The 16,992-nt window shown below is 67.3% G+C and carries 18 protein-coding genes; 11 read left to right on the top strand and 7 right to left on the bottom strand.

Annotated elements, in window-relative coordinates; translation table 11 throughout:
* The first annotated feature begins 142 nt into the window (after positions 1-142).
* The 6 genes from LJ760_RS01355 (at position 143) to LJ760_RS01330 (ending at position 5,056) form a co-directional block, all read left to right on the top strand.
* Complete coding sequence (locus LJ760_RS01355) at positions 143-910, top strand: TIGR00730 family Rossman fold protein (protein ID WP_227918447.1); 768 nt, start codon at positions 143-145, stop codon at positions 908-910.
* A 48-nt stretch (positions 911-958) separates the two neighbouring features.
* Positions 959-1,297: a DivIVA domain-containing protein gene (locus LJ760_RS01350; RefSeq protein WP_227918444.1), complete on the top strand. Its 339-nt coding sequence runs from the start codon at positions 959-961 to the stop codon at positions 1,295-1,297.
* Between the two features lie 5 nt (positions 1,298-1,302).
* Positions 1,303-1,872: a DNA-3-methyladenine glycosylase I gene (locus LJ760_RS01345; protein ID WP_227918557.1), complete on the top strand. Its 570-nt coding sequence runs from the start codon at positions 1,303-1,305 to the stop codon at positions 1,870-1,872.
* 19 nt (positions 1,873-1,891) lie between these two features.
* The gene (locus tag LJ760_RS01340; RefSeq protein WP_227918442.1) at positions 1,892-3,094 is read left to right on the top strand and encodes a hypothetical protein; all 1,203 of its coding nucleotides are present in this window, start codon (positions 1,892-1,894) and stop codon (positions 3,092-3,094) included.
* Positions 3,095-3,240: 146 nt separating this feature from the next.
* Positions 3,241-3,408: a DUF3117 domain-containing protein gene (locus LJ760_RS01335; RefSeq protein ID WP_146361313.1), complete on the top strand. Its 168-nt coding sequence runs from the start codon at positions 3,241-3,243 to the stop codon at positions 3,406-3,408.
* A gap of 10 nt (positions 3,409-3,418) precedes the next feature.
* Positions 3,419-5,056 carry a leucyl aminopeptidase family protein gene (locus tag LJ760_RS01330; protein WP_227918440.1) on the top strand — a complete coding sequence of 546 codons (1,638 nt, stop codon included), beginning with the start codon at positions 3,419-3,421 and terminating at the stop codon, positions 5,054-5,056.
* Positions 5,057-5,121: 65 nt separating this feature from the next.
* Here the strand turns inward: LJ760_RS01330 and map are convergent, their stop codons facing one another.
* Positions 5,122-5,892, bottom strand: coding sequence for a type I methionyl aminopeptidase (gene map, locus LJ760_RS01325; protein WP_227918439.1), 771 nt, complete (start codon positions 5,890-5,892; stop codon positions 5,122-5,124).
* A gap of 50 nt (positions 5,893-5,942) precedes the next feature.
* Positions 5,943-6,578 (bottom strand): O-methyltransferase, encoded by a 636-nt coding sequence (locus LJ760_RS01320; RefSeq protein ID WP_227918438.1) that lies wholly within the window; start codon positions 6,576-6,578, stop codon positions 5,943-5,945.
* Positions 6,579-6,866: 288 nt separating this feature from the next.
* On the opposite strand from LJ760_RS01320, the gene sigE reads away from it, so the two are divergent.
* Genes sigE through LJ760_RS01305 form a run of 3 tightly spaced genes read left to right on the top strand, consistent with a single transcriptional unit; the run spans position 6,867 to position 8,915 of the window.
* Positions 6,867-7,475: an RNA polymerase sigma factor SigE gene (gene sigE, locus LJ760_RS01315; RefSeq protein WP_227918437.1), complete on the top strand. Its 609-nt coding sequence runs from the start codon at positions 6,867-6,869 to the stop codon at positions 7,473-7,475.
* Between the two features lie 3 nt (positions 7,476-7,478).
* Positions 7,479-8,408, top strand: coding sequence for an anti-sigma factor family protein (locus LJ760_RS01310; protein WP_227918435.1), 930 nt, complete (start codon positions 7,479-7,481; stop codon positions 8,406-8,408).
* A 48-nt stretch (positions 8,409-8,456) separates the two neighbouring features.
* Positions 8,457-8,915 (top strand): Sec-independent protein translocase TatB, encoded by a 459-nt coding sequence (locus tag LJ760_RS01305; protein WP_227918433.1) that lies wholly within the window; start codon positions 8,457-8,459, stop codon positions 8,913-8,915.
* 28 nt (positions 8,916-8,943) lie between these two features.
* Here LJ760_RS01305 and LJ760_RS01300 read toward each other — a convergent pair whose 3' ends face one another.
* From LJ760_RS01300 to LJ760_RS01290, 3 genes are read right to left on the bottom strand one after another with little or no spacing between them, the layout of a single operon-like run.
* Positions 8,944-10,161 carry an Mrp/NBP35 family ATP-binding protein gene (locus LJ760_RS01300; protein WP_227918431.1) on the bottom strand — a complete coding sequence of 406 codons (1,218 nt, stop codon included), beginning with the start codon at positions 10,159-10,161 and terminating at the stop codon, positions 8,944-8,946.
* Positions 10,162-10,165: 4 nt separating this feature from the next.
* On the bottom strand, positions 10,166-10,756 hold the full coding sequence (locus LJ760_RS01295; protein WP_227918428.1) for a DUF1003 domain-containing protein: 591 nt from the start codon (positions 10,754-10,756) through the stop codon (positions 10,166-10,168).
* The gene (locus LJ760_RS01290) at positions 10,749-12,035 is read right to left on the bottom strand and encodes a magnesium transporter (RefSeq protein ID WP_227918426.1); all 1,287 of its coding nucleotides are present in this window, start codon (positions 12,033-12,035) and stop codon (positions 10,749-10,751) included. Before LJ760_RS01290 ends, LJ760_RS01295 begins: the two co-directional genes overlap by 8 nt.
* 119 nt (positions 12,036-12,154) lie before the next feature.
* Here LJ760_RS01290 and LJ760_RS01285 point away from each other — a divergent pair, with 119 nt between their 5' ends.
* Complete coding sequence (locus LJ760_RS01285) at positions 12,155-13,084, top strand: general stress protein (RefSeq protein ID WP_227918425.1); 930 nt, start codon at positions 12,155-12,157, stop codon at positions 13,082-13,084.
* 352 nt (positions 13,085-13,436) lie between these two features.
* Here LJ760_RS01285 and LJ760_RS01280 read toward each other — a convergent pair whose 3' ends face one another.
* Positions 13,437-15,020 carry an aminopeptidase P family protein gene (locus tag LJ760_RS01280; protein WP_227918424.1) on the bottom strand — a complete coding sequence of 528 codons (1,584 nt, stop codon included), beginning with the start codon at positions 15,018-15,020 and terminating at the stop codon, positions 13,437-13,439.
* A 113-nt stretch (positions 15,021-15,133) separates the two neighbouring features.
* On the opposite strand from LJ760_RS01280, the gene LJ760_RS01275 reads away from it, so the two are divergent.
* Positions 15,134-15,991, top strand: coding sequence for a PHP domain-containing protein (locus LJ760_RS01275; protein WP_227918423.1), 858 nt, complete (start codon positions 15,134-15,136; stop codon positions 15,989-15,991).
* A gap of 101 nt (positions 15,992-16,092) precedes the next feature.
* On the opposite strand, the gene LJ760_RS01270 is transcribed toward LJ760_RS01275, so the two are convergent.
* Positions 16,093-16,989 carry a DNA-methyltransferase gene (locus LJ760_RS01270; RefSeq protein ID WP_227918422.1) on the bottom strand — a complete coding sequence of 299 codons (897 nt, stop codon included), beginning with the start codon at positions 16,987-16,989 and terminating at the stop codon, positions 16,093-16,095.
* Positions 16,990-16,992 lie beyond the last annotated feature (3 nt).

Here is a 16,992-nt window from a genome sequence, read left to right as displayed (position 1 = left end):
ATCTAACCATTGATTATTGCCGGCGTGTGTCACGGGCCACCCGGGCACGTAATTGTGACGTAAGCGCAACCTGCCCGGAGCTAACCGTTGTCGATGGAGCCGGCCGCGTTGCCAGCGGCGCCATCACCGTTAGCCTAGAGGCATGCCTATCAGCGATGCCTCACGTCCCATGTCCGAGCGTCCGCGCAAGCGGGGCCCGGTGGAGCTGCGCCGGGGCGCTGCCCTGACCCCGCAGTCGGACCGTTTCCTGCTGGATTCGGCGGACGCCACCCATTTCACGCATACCGACCCCTGGCGGGTGCTGCGGATCCAGAGCGAATTCGTGGAGGGCTTCGGCACGCTGTCCGAGCTGGGGCCTGCCGTGAGCGTGTTCGGTTCTGCCCGCAGCGTTCCGGGATCGCGCTATTACAAGCTTGGTGAAGAGGTTGGCAGGCTGCTGGCTGAAGCGGGCCTCGCGGTGATCACCGGGGGAGGGCCCGGCTCCATGGAAGCCGCCAACAAGGGGGCCGTGGGGGCGGATGGCCTGTCCGTAGGCCTCGGGATAGAACTTCCCTTCGAGACCGGCCTGAACGAGTGGGTGGATCTGGGGGTCAACTTCCGGTACTTCTTCGTGCGCAAGACGATGTTCGTCAAGTACGCGCAGGGCTTCATTGTCCTGCCGGGCGGGTTCGGCACCCTGGATGAGCTTTTCGAGGCCATGACCCTGGTCCAGACGCAGAAGGTGACTTCCTTCCCGATCGTGCTGATCGGCACGGAGTTCTGGAATCCGCTGCTCGGCTGGATCCGGGAAACGCTGCTGGCGGAGGGCATGGTCTCAGAGGGAGACCTCAAGCTCCTGCACGTAGTGGATGACCCGGCGGAAGCGGTACGGCTGATGATCGCGGACAGTGCAGGACACGTTTCCCCCTAGCCGGTCGGGCCCCCGCCCGGGACGCGCACCATCTGGCACCATGGTCCTGTGACATTCCTCTTGGTCTTCCTCGCCATCGCCGTGCTGGGCCTGGCCACCGTATTCGGCATCGGCCGGCTGCGCCCGGGATCCGCCAACAGCATGCCGGCGGCCGCAGGGGGCCTGCCGGAGCCGGATCCCCGGCTGCCGCCCGTGTTGCTGCCTGAGCACCCTGTTGCCGGCGACGTTTCCCGGGTGCGGTTCTCCGTGGCCCTGCGCGGCTACCGCATGGACCAGGTGGATACGGTCCTGGACCGGTTCGCCGAAGCACTCGAAGAACGCGATGCCCGGATCCGCACGCTCGAAGCAGCGGACCGGAGCAACCTCCCTGACGGAGAAGGGAATTGACTGCCGTGCCGGGTGCGGACGGGCGGCTGCGCTGCGGCTGGGCACTGGCCAGCGAGGACTACCAGCACTATCACGACACGGAATGGGGGCGTGCCGTGGAGGGCGAGGCTGCCCTCTTCGAGCGCCTGAGCCTGGAAGCCTTCCAATCCGGCCTCAGTTGGATCACCATCCTGCGCAAGCGCGAGGCCTTCCGCGCCGCGTTCGCCGGTTTCGACCCGCAGGCCGTGGCGGCCTTTGACGACGCCGACCGGGCACGGCTGCTGTCCGATGCGGGCATCGTGCGCAACGCCGCCAAAATCGATGCCGTGATCAACAACGCCCGTGCACTGATGAAGCTGCCGGAGCATGAAAGCCTCGGCACCCTGCTGGACCGGTACCGTGCTCCGGTCGACCGGCCCGCGCCGCAGACACTGGCCGACGTCCCGTCCGCCACGGCGGAGTCCGCGGCGCTGGCCAAGGACCTGAAAAAACGGGGTTTCCGGTTTGTCGGACCGATCACCGCCTACGCGATGATGCAGGCCACCGGCTACGTCAATGACCACCTCGGAACCTGCTGGGTGCGTCATGGAAACTGAACCAGCTCAAAGGTCCTCCGTGAAACGGGCAAAGACGGTGCCGAGCCGTGCCGCTGCCGCCGTCCAGCGGTGGCCGTGGTACCTCCAGGTCCTTGCCTTGTGGCTGGCGGCCCGCCTCTTTTCCTATGCCGTGCTCGCCGCCACCGCCCGGTTCCAGCCGGCAGGTCCGTGGTGGGACGCATCGCCGTCGTACTGGGACTTCATCAACATCTGGGACGCCGAGTGGTATTTCCGGATTTTCTCCGACGGCTATCCGGACAGCGTGCCGCGGGATGCGGCGGGCAATGCCGTGGAGAACGAGTGGGCCTTCTACGCTCTTTTCCCGCTGCTGGTGCGGGGGCTCGACGCCGTGACCGGCCTGGGCTGGAACGTCCTGGCCCCCGTGGCCGCCACGGTGGCGGGCTTTGCGGCAGCACTCGTCATTTACCGGCTCTTCCGGCTGCGGGCCGGGAAAGGCACCGCCATGTGGGGAGTGCTCTTCGTGGCGGTCTTCCCTGTGTCCCCGATCCTGCAGATCCCCTACGCCGAGTCACTGAACCTGCTGCTTCTTTCCGGAGCCCTGTACCTCTTCCTGGCCGGTCGCTACCTCACCGCCATCCCGGTGGTGGCCCTGATGTGCCTCTCCCGGCCGGTGGGCGTTCCCTTCGCGCTCGCGGTCGGGTTGGTGCTCGTTGTGCGGTTCCTGCGACGCGGGCGGGTGCCGTTCCCTGCCGGTGATGCGTGGCGGCTCACCGCCCTGGCTGCGGGAGCAGGCTTCTCCGCGCTGGCCTGGCCGGTCATCGCCTGGGTGTCCACCGGGGATATCCGTGCCTACACGGATACGGAGAGTGCCTGGCGCTTCGGTGACCTCGTTCCCTTCAAACCCTGGCTCACCATGTCCCAGCACCTTTTGGGGCCGCTGTTCGGCCCCGTGGCGCTGGTGGTACTGGTTGCGGGCGCCGCGCTCTACCTGATGTCTCCGCCGGTCCGAAGGCTGGGGCTGGAGCTGCAGCTGTGGTGTGCAAGCTATCTGCTTTACCTGCTGGTGTTCCTGAACCCGCAGACCAGCACGTTCCGCCTTCTGCTGCCGCTGTTTCCGCTGGCGCTTGCCACAGCCTGGCTTAGCCGGTCCAGGGCCTACCGGGGGACCGTCGCTGTCGCCTTCGCGGTCCTGCAGATTGTCTGGGTGGTATGGCTGTGGCGGTGGACGCAGTTGCCCGGCGGCGGGGACTATCCACCCTGATTTGTGGCACGCGACACACGAAATTTCGTTTGCCCGGTACTTGTGCGGAATAATGACAGCAATTGCCGGGCGGATATTTTACTTCCATCGGCAGCGGATTACAGGTGATCCGGGTAAACCGGGCGCTGTGAAAGGGGAATCTCGAAATGGCTGCGATGAAACCAAGGACGGGCGACGGGCCCATGGAGGTTACAAAGGAGGGGCGCAGCCTCATTTTGCGGGTGCCGATAGACGGCGGCGGGCGCCTGGTGGTTGAGCTGAATGTAGAAGAAGCAGGCAAGCTGAAAGACTGTCTTCTGGGCGTTACGGGCTAGCCTTTAATTTATGCAGCTGCCTCCGAAGCCAACAGACCGGACCGGATCCGTTCCGGCGTCGCCCTATGTCACCGCATCGCTGCCGGGAGTCACTGCCCTGGCTGCGTTGAACGCACGGACTGGAGAAGCGGAGTCCGGAACCGGACTGCATCCGGTCCCGGATGAAGGCGTGGATGTCCTGGCCGTGGCCATGACGCCGGCGCCGGCCGGCTCCGGTCGGGAAGACGCCGACGAGGCAGCAAACCCGGTTCCCCAGCCGCGGCGCGGTGCCGTCGAAGCGGCGCTTCGGTACGGCGCCGACGTCGCTGTCCGGGCCCGCAGCGCCAAAGTGACGGGCAAGGCGGGGGAGATCCTTGTGATCGAGCCGCCCCGCGATGCTCCGGACCTGCCCGGAAAACTGATCTACGTGGGTGCCGGCGACGAGTCCGGGCCCGCGCTTCGGCGTGCCGGTGCCGCGCTGGCCCGTGCCACGATGGGCGCCAAGCGGGTACGCGGAAGCGTGGTGGACGGGCTGGAACCGTCCGCCCAGGAAGCTTTCCTTGAGGGCTTCCTGCTCGGAGGCTACCGGCCGCCGCGTGCGGGTATCACCGAACCTCCGGCACCGATTGCGGCACACCTGGAACTGACCGGGCTCGATGCTGCGGCAGCCGAACGTGCCGCGGTCACCGCACGGGCAGTATGGACGGCCCGCGACCTGACCAACACGCCTGCCGAGACGGCCACGCCGGACTGGATGGCGGCACAGGCACGGGTGATTGCCGGCCGCAGCGGGCTGTTGGTGCGGGTCCGCGACGAGAACGAGCTGCGCGCCGATGGATTCGGCGGGCTGCTGGCCGTGGGCGGCGGATCCGAGCATCCGCCGCGGCTGGTCGAGGCCAGTTACCAGCCCGACGGCGGGGACCTGCCGCACGTTGTCCTCGTGGGCAAGGGCATTACCTTCGATTCCGGCGGCATCTCGCTTAAGCCGCGGGACGCCATGATGACCATGAAGACGGACATGGCCGGTGCGGCGGCAGTCCTGGCCGTGGCCGAGGCTGCAGCCGCGTTGAAGCTTCCCGTAAAGGTCACCGCGGTGCTGGCTTTGGCTGAGAACGCCATCGGTGCAGCCTCCTACCGGCCGGCCGACGTCGTGACCACCTACAACGGGACCACCGTCGAAGTGGGCAACACCGATGCCGAGGGCCGGATGGTCCTGGCCGACGCGATGGCCTACGCCGCGGCCGAGCTGGCCCCGGACGTGCTGGTGGACGTCGCCACCCTCACCGGCGCGGCGGCCCTGGGGCTTGGCATGCACCACGCTGCGCTGTTCGGCAACGCACCGGGGCTGCTGGCCCGGCTGGAGGCGGCCGGGACGGCCTCCGGCGACGCCGTGTGGCAGCTGCCGCTGGTAGCGGAATACGGTTTTGTGCTGGACTCCGCCATCGCCGACATTTCGCACATAGCGCCGGTGCAGGCGAAATTCGGTGCCGGGGCGATTGTTGCCGCCCTGTTCCTCGAGAAATTCACCGGCGGCGTCCCGTGGGCACATATCGATATCGCCGGACCGGCACGTGCCAATAAGGACAGCCGGGAACACACCAAGGGAGCGACAGGCTTCGGCGTGCGTCTGCTGCTGTCCTATCTTGCCGGCTTGGGCCGGACCGCCTGACAGGAGCGGTTTCGCCGCTGCTTCGGCAGTGCGCTACATCGGCAGTGCGCTACATCGGCAGTGCGCTACTTCGGCAGTGTGAGGATCTCGGCCCCGTCGCCGGTGATGGCGATCGTGTGCTCGCTGTGCGCCGTCCGGCAGCCTGTTGCACTGCGCAGGGTCCAGCCGTCGGGGTCGGTCACCAATTGCGCGGTGTCCGCCATGACCCACGGTTCCAGGGCCAGCAGCAGTCCGGGGCGCAGCTTGTAGCCTCGGCCCGGCCGCCCGGAGTTCGCGATGTGCGGGTCCTGGTGCATCGTGGAACCGACGCCGTGCCCGCCGAATTCGGTGTTGACCGGATATCCCGCATCAGTGAGGACCGTTCCAATGGCAAAGGAAATATCCCCGATACGGGCGCCGGGACGGGCCGCCGCTATTCCTGCGGCAAGTGCCCGTTCGGTCACGGCGATCATCGCGGCGCTCTCCGGGGAGGGAGCGTTGCCGATGATGAAACTGATGGCCGAGTCCGCAACGATTCCCCTGAGTGAGACCGCCAGGTCGAGTGTCAGCAGGTCGCCGTCGGCCAGGACGTAGTCGTGCGGAAGTCCGTGCAGCACGGCATCGTTGACGGACGTGCAGATGTAGTGGCCAAACGGCCCGCGTCCGAAGGACGGCGCGTAGTCGACGTAACAGGACTTGGCGCCGGCCTCGATGATCATGGTCCTGGCCCACCGGTCGATGTCCAACAGGTTGGTTCCCACCGTGCTGCGGGCCTTGATCGACTGCAGGATGTCTGCAACCAGGGCGCCCGTCTGCTTTGCCCGGGACAACTCGTCAGGGTTAAGGATCTCGATCATGTGGCACCTTTCCTGGGAGCCCTGCGTGCGGGCCGCTTTGGTGAGGTTGGCTAAGCGGTTTTCACGGCCAGCAGGAGGCCGTCACCGGTGGGCAGCAGGGCGGAGGCGAGGTCTTCGTTCTCGCGGATGGCCTTGCCTACCTTGCGCATGGTGTTGGTGGTGGCTTCGCGGACAGCCGGATCCGCGACCTTGCCGTGGTCCAGTGCGTCATTGACCACCAGCAGGCCGCCGCGCTTGAGCAGCCGCACCGCCTGGTTCACGTAGAGCGGGAAGGAGGGCTTGTCTGCGTCGATGAACACCATGTCGTATGCGGCGTCCGTGAGGCGGGGGAGCACCTCGGCGGCCCGGCCGGAGATGGTGCGGGTCCGGTTGCCCGGGATGCCGGCCTCCGCATAGGCCTCGCGGGCCGCACGGAGGTGGTCGACGTCGGAATCTATGGTGGTCAGCACCGCGTTGCGGCCCAGGCCACGCAGCAGGCAGACACCCGAAACGCCGGCTCCGGTGCCGACTTCCACTACCGTGGTGGCCTTGCTGGCAGCGGCCAGTACGGTCAACGCCGCACCCACGCCACTGGAAACGGCGCTCACGCCCAGCTCGTAGGACCGTTCGCGCGCACGGATCAGGACCTCATCCTCGGTAGGCAGGGCCTCCGTGTAGGACCAACTGGTCTGCTTGTCGGCGCGCATGGGTTTTTCACTTTCGGTCCGGAGGAATTCCTGCTCAGACAAGCTTAAGGCCAACGGAGGCAGAACCGGGTACGCACTGCCGCGCCCGCCTTGTCCCGGTACTAAAGGCGTGCTAACAGCCAACTCCCAGATTGATGCGTAAACATTGTTAACCAGTGATAAACGGCCCTCCAGCCGACCCTGGGCCCACCCGGATTCCTTGGACCCGACGGGAACTGCCCGGGCACGCCGGGACGGCACCCCTGGACTGAACTGGCGGCACGCAGGTTGGAAGGAAGGAGGAAGACTATGGCAACGACGCCGGACACAGCAGCCGCGGACATGGCTGCGGAGTGGGTACGTCCCACTTGGGAGGAAGTGGTCCAGGCGCACTCGGCGAAGGTATACCGGCTGGCCTATCGGCTGACCGGAAACAAGCATGATGCCGAGGACCTGACCCAGGAAGTCTTCGTCCGGGTTTTCCGCTCGCTGGCCAACTTCCAGCCCGGCACCCTCGATGGCTGGCTGCACCGCATTACCACCAACCTCTTCCTTGACCAGGCCCGGCGGCGCAGCCGGATCCGTTTTGACGGCATGACGGAGGAAACCTCCAGCAGGCTGCCCAGCAACGGCCCTGGCCCGGAGCGAAGCTTCGAATTCAATAACCTTGACGTGGACATTGCCCGCGCCCTGGAGGAGCTGCCGCCCGACTTCCGCGCCGCGGTTGTCCTGTGTGATCTGGAGGGGCTTTCCTACGACGAAGTTGCCCGCGTATTGGACGTCAAACTGGGCACCGTCCGGTCCAGGATCCACCGCGGCCGGGCGATGCTGAAGGAAAAGCTTGCACACCGGAACCCGCAGGTACCGCCGGTTACCCGGCCACTGCTCAACCTGCCCCGAGTCGCGGGAGCCAGCTGAATAGTGCGACACCCCAAACGGCATTTACGGAACTACATCGACGGCGAAACAACCCCGCAGCGCGAGCAGGCCATTGACGCACACCTGTCCCGCTGTGCCTCGTGCCGTGCCGCCGTCGCTGAGGAGCGCCGGCTGCGCAGCCGCCTGCGCTCCTTCCGAGTACCCGAGGCCGGTCCGGAACTTTCCGCCCGGATCGCAGGACGCGTGACGGCATTGCAGTCCGGCTGTCCGGAATCCGAAGCGGGTCAGTCCGGGGCGCCGGCCAAGGCGCTTGACCGGCGCAGCCACGCCGTGGCCGCAGCCGGGGCGGTAGCAGCTGCCGGGGCGGTGCTGCTTGGCGGCGCGTATTTTGCGGGCAGCATCCTCGAGGTTCCGGCGCAGACCGGTGCGCGGGCCGCCATGGCCGCCGGCTGGGAGGAAGTGGCCCAAAGCGGGAACCTCGAAGCCGAGCAGCTGCAGCTGCTCCGTGCACATGGCTGGACCTGCCCGGAACTGGCGGATCTGGGATTGAAACTCGAGTCCGCCCGCTCCCTCCGGGTCCAGGGGCGTCCCGCCGTTGAAATGACCTTCGCAGCTGACGGAGAGCAACTCAGGCTCGTGGAACAGCATCCGCTGCCGGGGGAGGATCGCCAACCCGTAATCAACGCCATGACCGGCCGGACCGTGTCCGAAGACGGGTTCTCGGTTGCGGGTTCGCAGACCGGCCCGGCAGTCTTCGGTTCGGCGGAGCATCCCGGCCAGAAGGTCGTGGCCGCCGGCAGCGTCACCTACACCTTCGAGTCCAGCCAGCCGGAGAAATCGCTGCCCCGGGCGGTGGAGGAGCTGTCCCTGCTCGAATCCGCCCGCCTCGCCCGCACCGGCGACGATTCCGAGCCGATGGAGCGCATTGTGCGGGGCCTTGCCATGTTCACGCGTACGGGCTGGAGCCTCTAGGGGAGCGGCGAGTAGCTCCGCGCTCCCGGGAAAAGGTAGTCTTCAAGAGTGGTAGGAATCAACGGTTACGAGTTCATCCTTCTGGCAATAATCGCCGTGGTGATACTGGGTCCTGAACGCCTGCCCGAATACGCCTCGCAGTTGGCCCGGCTGGTGCGGGAAGTGCGGCGGATGGCATCCGGTGCCCGTGAACAACTGCGCGAAGAAGTGGGCCCCGAGATTGACGAAGTGGACTGGCGGAAGCTGGATCCACGGCAGTACGACCCGCGGCGCATCATCAAGGAAGCGTTGCTGGATGATTTCGACGACGCCGCCAAAGCGGTGAGCGGACGGCCGTCCGCAGCGCCCGCCCCTCCGGTTTCCGCCGCCCAACCTGCGGCCGCTTCCGCCTCAGCTTCCCCGGCAGCTGCTGCCGCGCCCGCAGCAGCGAGCCGGCCGCCTGCGGTGAAACCGCTGGAACGCCTTGCCGCGGACCAGCCCGCGCCGTTCGACATCGAAGCAACGTAAGCGCTGCCGCCGGACCGTTCCCCGCTGCCTAGACCGGGCTGACCCCGAGGCTGCGGCCGGCCAGACCGCGCGGCCGGTGTGCCAGCTCCCGGGCAATCCGCCGCAGTTCGGCCGCGGCCGTCTCTCCGCCCTCCAGGGGATTTCCCTCAGCGTCGACAGCGCCGTCAGCAGTTGCCGCACCTGTATCCGCCACCGTGGCGGCAGCGTCGGCCAGCACCACCGGGAGGCCGCCGTCGCCGCCCTCGCGGAGGGCAACGTCGAGCGGGATGCTGCCCAGCAGCGGAACCGGATAGCCCAGGGTGTCGCCCAGCCGCCCGGAAACCGCCGCACCTCCGCCGGAGCCGAAGACCTCCAGGCGTTCGCCGCCGGGCAGTGCAAGCCAGGACATATTCTCGATCACGCCGGTGACCTTCTGCCCGGTCTGCCGCGCAACGCTGCCGGCGCGTTCGGCGACGTCAGCCGCGGCGCTCTGCGGTGTGGTGACCAGCAGGATCTCCGACCCCGGCAGGAGCTGCCCCACGGAAATGGCGATGTCCCCGGTTCCGGGAGGCAGGTCCAGGAAGAGGACATCCAGGTCCCCGAAGTACACGTCGGTCAGGAACTGCTCCAGGGCACGGTGCAGCATGGGTCCGCGCCAGGCCACCGGCTGGTTGCCGTCCACGAACATGCCGATCGAGATGGTCTTGATGCCGTAGGCCACCGGGGGCAGGATCATCTCGTCCACCCGGGTGGGCGGCCGGGTGATTCCGAGGAGGCCGGGTACGGAGAACCCATGGACATCGGCGTCGACAATGCCTACCCGCAAGCCGAGCGAGGCCATGGCCGCCGCGAGGTTGACGGTGACGCTGGACTTGCCCACGCCGCCCTTGCCGCTGGCCACGGCATACACGCGGGTCAGTGAATCGGGGCGGTTGAAGGGGATGGTCCGCACCGGGTCGCCGCCGCGCAGCCGGTCCTTGAGTGCGTTGCGCTGCTCCGGAGTCATAACGTCCAGGAACACGTCCACAGTGTTCACTCCGGGGACCGCGGCAAGCGCGCGTTCGACGTCGGCAGTGATGGTGTCCCGCAGCGGGCAGCCGGCAATCGTCAGCAGCACGTCGACTGCCACTGCGCCCTCGGCACCGAGCCGCACGTCCTTGAGCATCCCGAGTTCTGTGATGGGCCGACGCAGTTCCGGGTCCTGGACGGTGTCCAGGGCGCGGAGTATCTGCGCTTCCAATGCGGAAGCTGGTTCGGATACTGGCACGGCCTTAGCGTTCCCTCCCGCCGGGATTCAATTTCGGCATGCTGTCGGTGCCGTCCGCACTGCGGCGGCGGCGGCGCGTCCCGCCGTCCTCACGGTCGTCGTTGGCCTCGAGGAGTTCCTCCAGCAGTCCGCGGATTTCGGAGCGGACATAGTCACGGGTGGCAACCTCACGCAGGGCAATCCGCAGTTCGGCGATTTCCCGGGTGAGGTATTCGGTATCCATCAGGTTGCGCTCGGCGCGTTCGCGGTCCTGGCGGACGGAGACGCGGTCCCGGTCATCCTGCCGGTTCTGTGCCAGCAGCAGCAGGGGAGCGGCGTAGGAGGCCTGCAGCGAGAGCATAAGCGTCAGGACGGTGAAGCCCAGGGCGGCACTGTCAAAGCGGGCCGATTCCGGTCCCCAGGTGTTCCAGGCCAGCCAGACGAGGCAAAAGACCGTCATATAGACCAGGAACTGCGGGGTGCCCATGAACCGGGCGAAATTCTCCGTGGCATGGCCGAAGGCGTCGGGGTTCGGGGAGAGCCGCGGCAGCCATCGGGTCCGTGCGGAGCGGGGAGTGTCGAGGCCGGTGGTTGTTGACTTGATCTTTTCAGCCATTTGTCCTTCCCTGCTGCGTTATGGGGCCGGTTTCGTCGGAGATGCGCCAGTCGTCCGGCAGCAGGTGGTCCAACACATCGTCCACCGTGACCGCACCCACCAGGCGTCCGGCGTCATTGATTACCGGCAGTGAGTTCAAGTTATAGGTGGCCAGCATCCGCGATACTTCGCTGATGGTGGCGTAGTCGCGGACCGGTTCCAGGTCCGTATCCAGGATGTTGCCCAGAGCCTCGGGCGGTGCCGAGCGCAGCAGCTGCTGGATGTGCACAACACCGAGGTACTTTCCGGTGGGTGTTTCCAGCGGCGGCCGGCAGACGTAGATGGAAGAGGCAAGGGCGGGGGTGAGCTCTTCGCGGCGCACATGTGCCAGCGCCTCCGCCACGGTGGCCTCGGGCGGAAGGATGACCGGCACGGGAGTCATCAGCGACCCGGCGGTGTCTTCCTCGTAGTTCAGCAGGCGTCGGACGTCGCGGGCGTCCTCGGGCTCCATCAGGGCGAGGAGTTCTTCCTTCTGCTCTTCGGGCAGTTCGTTAAGGAGGTCCGCGGCGTCGTCGGGGTCCATTTCCTCCAGCACGTCTGCGGCGCGCTCCACGTCCAGGGACTGCAGGATCTGGACCTGGTCGTCGTCGGGAAGTTCCTGCAGGACGTCTGCGAGCCGTTCGTCCTGCAGTTCGCTGGCCACTTCAATCCGGCGTTTGCCGCTCATCTCATGCAGGGCGTCGGCAAAGTCGGCTGCCTTGAGGTCGTCGTTCTGGGCGACGAAGGACGTGGCGGCCTGCGGGCCGGTGGCGTCCCAGTGGGCAATGTCCTTCCAGTCCAGGATTATCTGTTCTCCGCGCCGGCGCAGGGACCGCAGCCGGGAGGCCGAACCGCCGCGGCGGACGAAGAGGTTGGAGACGTACCAGTCGCCGGCGCGGTTCTGCTCAATGGCGATGTCTTCGATGGTGGCTTCGCCGCTGCCGTCGCGCATCTGTACCCGGCGATCGAAGAGTTCGGCGACCACCAGCATCTCTGCTCCGCGCTGTTCGAAGCGGCGCAGGTTGACCAGGCCGGTGCAGATTATCTGCCCGGGGTCCATGGACGTGATGCGGGTGAGGGGGACGAACACCCGCTTCTTGCCGGGAACCTCCACCACGATGCCCACGGCCTGGGGCGGGAGGCCCGGCCCGCGGTCCAGCACGACCGCATCGCGCAGCCGGCCGAGACGGTCACCCAGCGGGTCGAAGACGTCAAGGCCGAGCAGGCGCGCAATAAAGACTCGGGTTGGATTTGTACTCACCTTATAAGGCTACTTTGTGCCCGCCGGTAACGCGGTATCACGGGGCATGAGGGAGGTGAGTCCGTTCACTGCGAGCGATACGTTCACCGTCCGGGGCAGGTATGCGCGAGAATGGAGCAATGTCGAACCTATTTGGTGCCACCCCTCCGCGTGATGCGGGCCGCAGCCTGCCCAAGGGTGAAACGGTAGGCCGGTACACGGCCTACCTCGACGCCCAGAAAGCCGTGGACTACCTTGCCGACAGCAAGTTCCCGGTCCAGCTGGTCTCGATTGTCGGCAACGAGCTCAAGTCCGTTGAACGCGTGACCGGACGCCTGACCTACCCGCGGGTGGCGCTCTCCAGTGCAGCCACCGGTGCCTGGTTCGGCCTCTTCGTCGGGCTTGCCCTGATGCTCTTCGGAGGCAGCGCAGCAGCCATTTCGCTGGTTCCGTCCATGGCCCTGGGCGCCGTCTTCTGGGTCCTCTTCGGGGTTCTCGCCTATGCACTGCAGCGCGGGCGCAGGGACTTCACCTCCACCAGCCAGGTGATTGCCACCAGCTACGACGTTATTGTTGCCCCCGAGGCGGCCAACGACGCCCGGCAATTGCTGCACCGGCTGCCGATGGTCGGCCAGGCAGGGCACCCGCAGGCACCCGCTGCCCAGCGCCATGAGCCGATGCGTCCGCCCGCAGGCGGACCGCAGGCACCGGAACGGCCTTCCGGCTGGGCCAACCCGTACGGCCAGCCCGCTCCGGACTCCGATCCCGCAGGGCAGGCCCCGGCCGATGCCGGCAGGCAGGCACCCGCAGGGGCAGACCCCGCAGCCAAACCCGCAACGCCGCGCGGCCAGTTCCCCGACCTTCCGGACGGCCGCCCGCAGTACGGTGTCCGCCGTCCGGCGCAGCCTGCCGTAGAGCCTGCCGCACCGCAACAGGCTTCCCCGCAGCCGGCCGCACCGGCCGCACCGGAACAGGCCTCCCAGCAGCCGGCCGCACCGCAGCCCGCCGCACCCGAACAGGATCCGGGTTCTCGGCAGGGTTCAGACCAGCAGGAGCAGCCCCGCCAGTAGGTCTCCCGGCCCATCGCATGAGGCCCGCACCCCCAGGGGTGCGGGCCTTTTTCGTGCATGCTCTCGGCTAGCGTTAGAGCCCCTCGTTTTGTCGGGTACCGTCGGTGCCGCGGCGCAGGAATCCCGACAAACCGCAGGGATCTCCGGACAAACCGCAGGGATCCGGACAAACCGCAGGGGTCCGGACAAACCGCAGGGGTCCGGACAAACCGCAGGGATCTCCGGACAAACCGCAGGGATCCGGACAAACCGCAGGGATCCGGGGAACCTGCGGGGCGTCCTCCCGGTACGCAAAAAGGTCCGCATCCTTTTCGAGGATGCGGACCTTTTGACCTAAACCGGAAACCGGAGGTTACTCAGCAGCGTAGATACCGGCCATCCAGTCCTCGACGTCGTCCGGGTTACGCGGCAGGGCGTCGCTGAGGTTCACGGGTCCGTCGGCGGTGATGAGGACGTCGTCCTCAAGCCGTACGCCGATGCCGCGGTATTCCTCGGGCACCGAGAGGTCGGTGTCCTTGAAGTAGAGGCCCGGTTCGATGGTGAAGACCATGCCCTCGGTGATGGTGCCGTCCAGGTACAGCTCGGCGCGGGCCTGGGCGCAGTCGTGCACGTCCATTCCGAGGTGGTGGCTGACGCCGTGCGGCATCCACCGGCGGTGCTGCTGGCCCTCGGGGGACAGCGCTTCCTCGAGCGGCACGGGCAGCAGGCCCCAGCTGTCCAGGCGTTCGGCCAGGACCTTTACGGCCGCAGCGTGGACGTCGCGGAACTTGGCGCCCGGCTTGGCGGCTTCGAATCCGGCGTCGGCGGCGTCGAGCACTGCCTGGTACACCCGGCGCTGGACCTCGGTGTAGGTTCCGTTGACGGGCAGGGTGCGGGTGATATCGGCGGTGTACAGGCTTTCGGCTTCCACGCCGCCGTCCAGCAGCAGCAGGTCCCCGGCATGGACGGCGCCGTTGTTGCGGATCCAGTGCAGGACCGTGGCGTTGTTGCCGGAGGCGGCAATGGTGTCGTAACCCAGGTCATTGCCCTCTTCCCGTGCCCGGGCAAAGAAAGCGCCTTCGACGACGCGTTCGCCGCGGGGGTGGGAGATGGCGCGGGGCAGTTCCTTAACCACTTCGGTGAAACCGTTGACCGTGGCGGCGACGGCTGCCTTCATCTGCTCGATCTCCCACTCATCCTTGACCAGGCGGAGTTCGGACAGGGCTTCGGTCAGTTCGCCGTCGAGTGCGTCGAGCGCGCTGAGGTCGGCGTTTTCCGGGTCCAGGGCGGTGTTGTAGCGGACGGTATCCACCAGCGCATCGACCATTTCGTCGACACTGCGCAGCAGCCGCACCGAGATGCCGCCGAACTGCGGGTCTCCGACGTTGTTGGTGATGGCGGTTTCCGCCTCGTCGAGGTGCCGGGTGGGCAGGCCGATCAGCGCGCTGATTTCCGCCAGGCCGAGGCGGTCACCGATCCAGAAGGAGCCGTAGCGTGCGTTGGAGTAGAACTCGTCGCTGTCCGTGCCGGCGAGCGGGCGGAAATACAGTACGGCGGTGTGGTTGCCGCCGTCGTCTCCCGCACCGGGTTCGGTGGGCTCCATCACGAGCACGGCATCCGGTTCGCGGTCCACGCCGAGGCCGGTCAGGTGCGCAAAGCCGGAGTGCGGACGGAAACGGTAATCGGTGTCGTTCGAGCGGACCTTCAGCGGGCCGGCCGGGATAACCAGCCGTTCCCCGGGGAAGCGCTCGGAGAGGGCTCGGCGGCGGCGCGCGGCGAACGGTGCCACGGCGTCGGGTTCGGGCAGTTCGCTGGATTCCGCGGCCCAGCCGGAGGTCATGAACTTCTTGAAGGCTTCCGAGGAGGGCCGCTGGGACCGGTTGTTGACCCGGTCTTCGAGCGGCTGGCCTTCGGAGGGCTCGGGCAGGGATGTCGTCGAATTCGCTTCAGTAGTCACCACTCCATCGTCTCACTGCGGCCGGAAGGGGCAAAACACCCCGCCGATACTTGGCCTTTCCCCTCCGGCCCCACCGGACGGGCATACGCCGCCCGGGGGCGTAGATTGAAAGCGTGAGAATTGACCTGCACACCCACTCCTGCGTCTCCGACGGCACCGAGCAGCCGGCAGATGTTATCGCCTCCGCTGCGAGGGCCGGGCTGGACGCCATTGCACTGACCGATCACGATACGACGGCGGGCTGGGCCGACGCCGCCGCTGCCGCGCAGGAGCGCGGCATCACCTTCGTTCCGGGCATGGAGGTGTCCTGCCGCAGCAGCGAGGGGATCAGCGTCCACGTGCTGTCCTATCTGCACGATCCGGCCCATCCGGGACTGCTCGAGGAGATCGCCCGGTCCCGCGCAGCCCGGGTTACGCGGGCAGAACTGATGGTCCAGCGGTTGGCGGAGGATTTCCCCATCGACTGGGACTCGGTGCAGGAGCAGGTGGCCCCGGGAGCAACCATCGGACGGCCGCACATTGCCGATGCACTGGTAGCTGCCGGTGTGGTCCCGAACCGGTCGGCGGCCTTCAGCGGCATCCTGACCGCGCGGTCGCCGTACTTCGTGGCGCATTACGCGCCGGACCCGGCACGGGCAGTGGAACTGGTCCGGCAGGCCGGCGGAGTCCCCGTCTTCGCGCACCCGGTGGCGTCCTCCCGCGGCCGGGTGGTGGGGGAGGAGACCTTCACCGAAATGATCGACGCCGGGCTGCTGGGCGTGGAAGTCAACCACCGGGACAATCCCGAGCAGGGCAGGGAATGGCTGCGCAGGCTGGCGAAGGACAATGACCTGCTGGTCACCGGCTCCAGCGACTACCACGGGACCGGGAAACCGAACCTCCTGGGCGAGTTCACCACGGAGCCGGCAGTGCTGGAACGCATCGCCGAGCTCGGGACCGGTGCCGCCGTCGTCGGGCCCCTGCCGCGGTAGGGGCGGTCCGCCGCGCGAGGCGGCGGACCCGCACGGCCGCTGACCCGCACCGCGCGCCGACCCGCAGGCGGCACGGGGACGGCCCGCTCAGAGAGCGGGGCCTAGGTGCCGGCAGCGGGAAGCGGTGAACCCGTTTCGGCGGAGACCACGGTGGCCGCGGAACCCAGCCGCCGGGCCATAACCTCGATCGCCTGCGGATTGGCATCCACGCAGACAAATTTCCGGCCCAGCTTGGCCGCAACGGCGCCCAGCGTTCCGGACCCGGCAAAGAAATCCAGGACCCAGTCGCCCTCGCGGCTGCTGGCCGCGACGGCACGCCGAAGCAGGCCCTCGGGTTTCTGGGTGGGATAGCCGGTCTTTTCCCGGCCGGTGGGGGAAACGATCGTGTGCCACCAGACGTCGGTGGGCAGCTTGCCCAGGGCCACCTTTTCGGGCGTCACCAGGCCGGGAGCCATGTACGGTTCCCGGTCCACTTCCGCGTTGTCGAAATGGTACGCATCCGGGTTCTTTACGTAGACCAGGATGTTGTCATGCTTGGCCGGCCACCGGTTCTTTGCCCGGCCGCCGTAGTCGTAGGCCCAGATGATTTCGTTCAGGAAGCAGTCCCGGCCGAACAGGGCGTCCAGCATAACCTTCGCGTAGTGCACCTCGCGGTAATCCAGGTGCACGTACAGGGTGCCGTCGTCGGCCAGCAGGCGCCAGGCCTGCGCGAGCCGGGGTTCCAGGAACGCCCAGTAATCCTCGAAGGCGTCGTCGTAGCTGGAGAGCAGGCCCTTGACCGTGCTGTAGCTGCGGCCCTTGAAGCCGATCCGGTCGCCGCTGCCGTCGGCGCTGCGGACCATGGTGGTCTGCTGCCGTCGCTGGGACCGCCCGGTGTTGAAGGGCGGGTCCACGTAAATCATGGTGAAGGAGCCGTCCGGCAGGGTCGGGAGGAACTCCGCGTTATCCGCGTGTACCACCAGCGACCCGCCGTCAGACGTCCACAAAGGGGTGCTCATGCA

This window comes from Arthrobacter sp. zg-Y895 (assembly GCF_020731025.1).
In the GTDB taxonomy this organism is placed as follows: domain Bacteria; phylum Actinomycetota; class Actinomycetes; order Actinomycetales; family Micrococcaceae; genus Arthrobacter_B.
Note: the sequence above shows the minus strand (reverse complement) of the source record. Positions and strands in the feature narration are given on the sequence as shown.

Bases quoted from the DNA above. Each gene is read 5' to 3' on its own strand.
- LJ760_RS01355 (WP_227918447.1), top strand. From the start codon at position 143: ATGCCTATCAGCGATGCCTCACGTCCCATGTCCGAGCGTCCGCGCAAG.
- LJ760_RS01335 (WP_146361313.1), top strand. From the start codon at position 3,241: ATGGCTGCGATGAAACCAAGGACGGGCGACGGGCCCATGGAGGTTACA.
- LJ760_RS01330 (WP_227918440.1), top strand. From the start codon at position 3,419: ATGCAGCTGCCTCCGAAGCCAACAGACCGGACCGGATCCGTTCCGGCG.
- map (WP_227918439.1), bottom strand. From the start codon at position 5,892: ATGATCGAGATCCTTAACCCTGACGAGTTGTCCCGGGCAAAGCAGACG.
- LJ760_RS01320 (WP_227918438.1), bottom strand. From the start codon at position 6,578: ATGCGCGCCGACAAGCAGACCAGTTGGTCCTACACGGAGGCCCTGCCT.
- sigE (WP_227918437.1), top strand. From the start codon at position 6,867: ATGGCAACGACGCCGGACACAGCAGCCGCGGACATGGCTGCGGAGTGG.
- LJ760_RS01295 (WP_227918428.1), bottom strand. From the start codon at position 10,756: ATGGCTGAAAAGATCAAGTCAACAACCACCGGCCTCGACACTCCCCGC.
- LJ760_RS01285 (WP_227918425.1), top strand. From the start codon at position 12,155: ATGTCGAACCTATTTGGTGCCACCCCTCCGCGTGATGCGGGCCGCAGC.
- LJ760_RS01270 (WP_227918422.1), bottom strand. From the start codon at position 16,989: ATGAGCACCCCTTTGTGGACGTCTGACGGCGGGTCGCTGGTGGTACAC.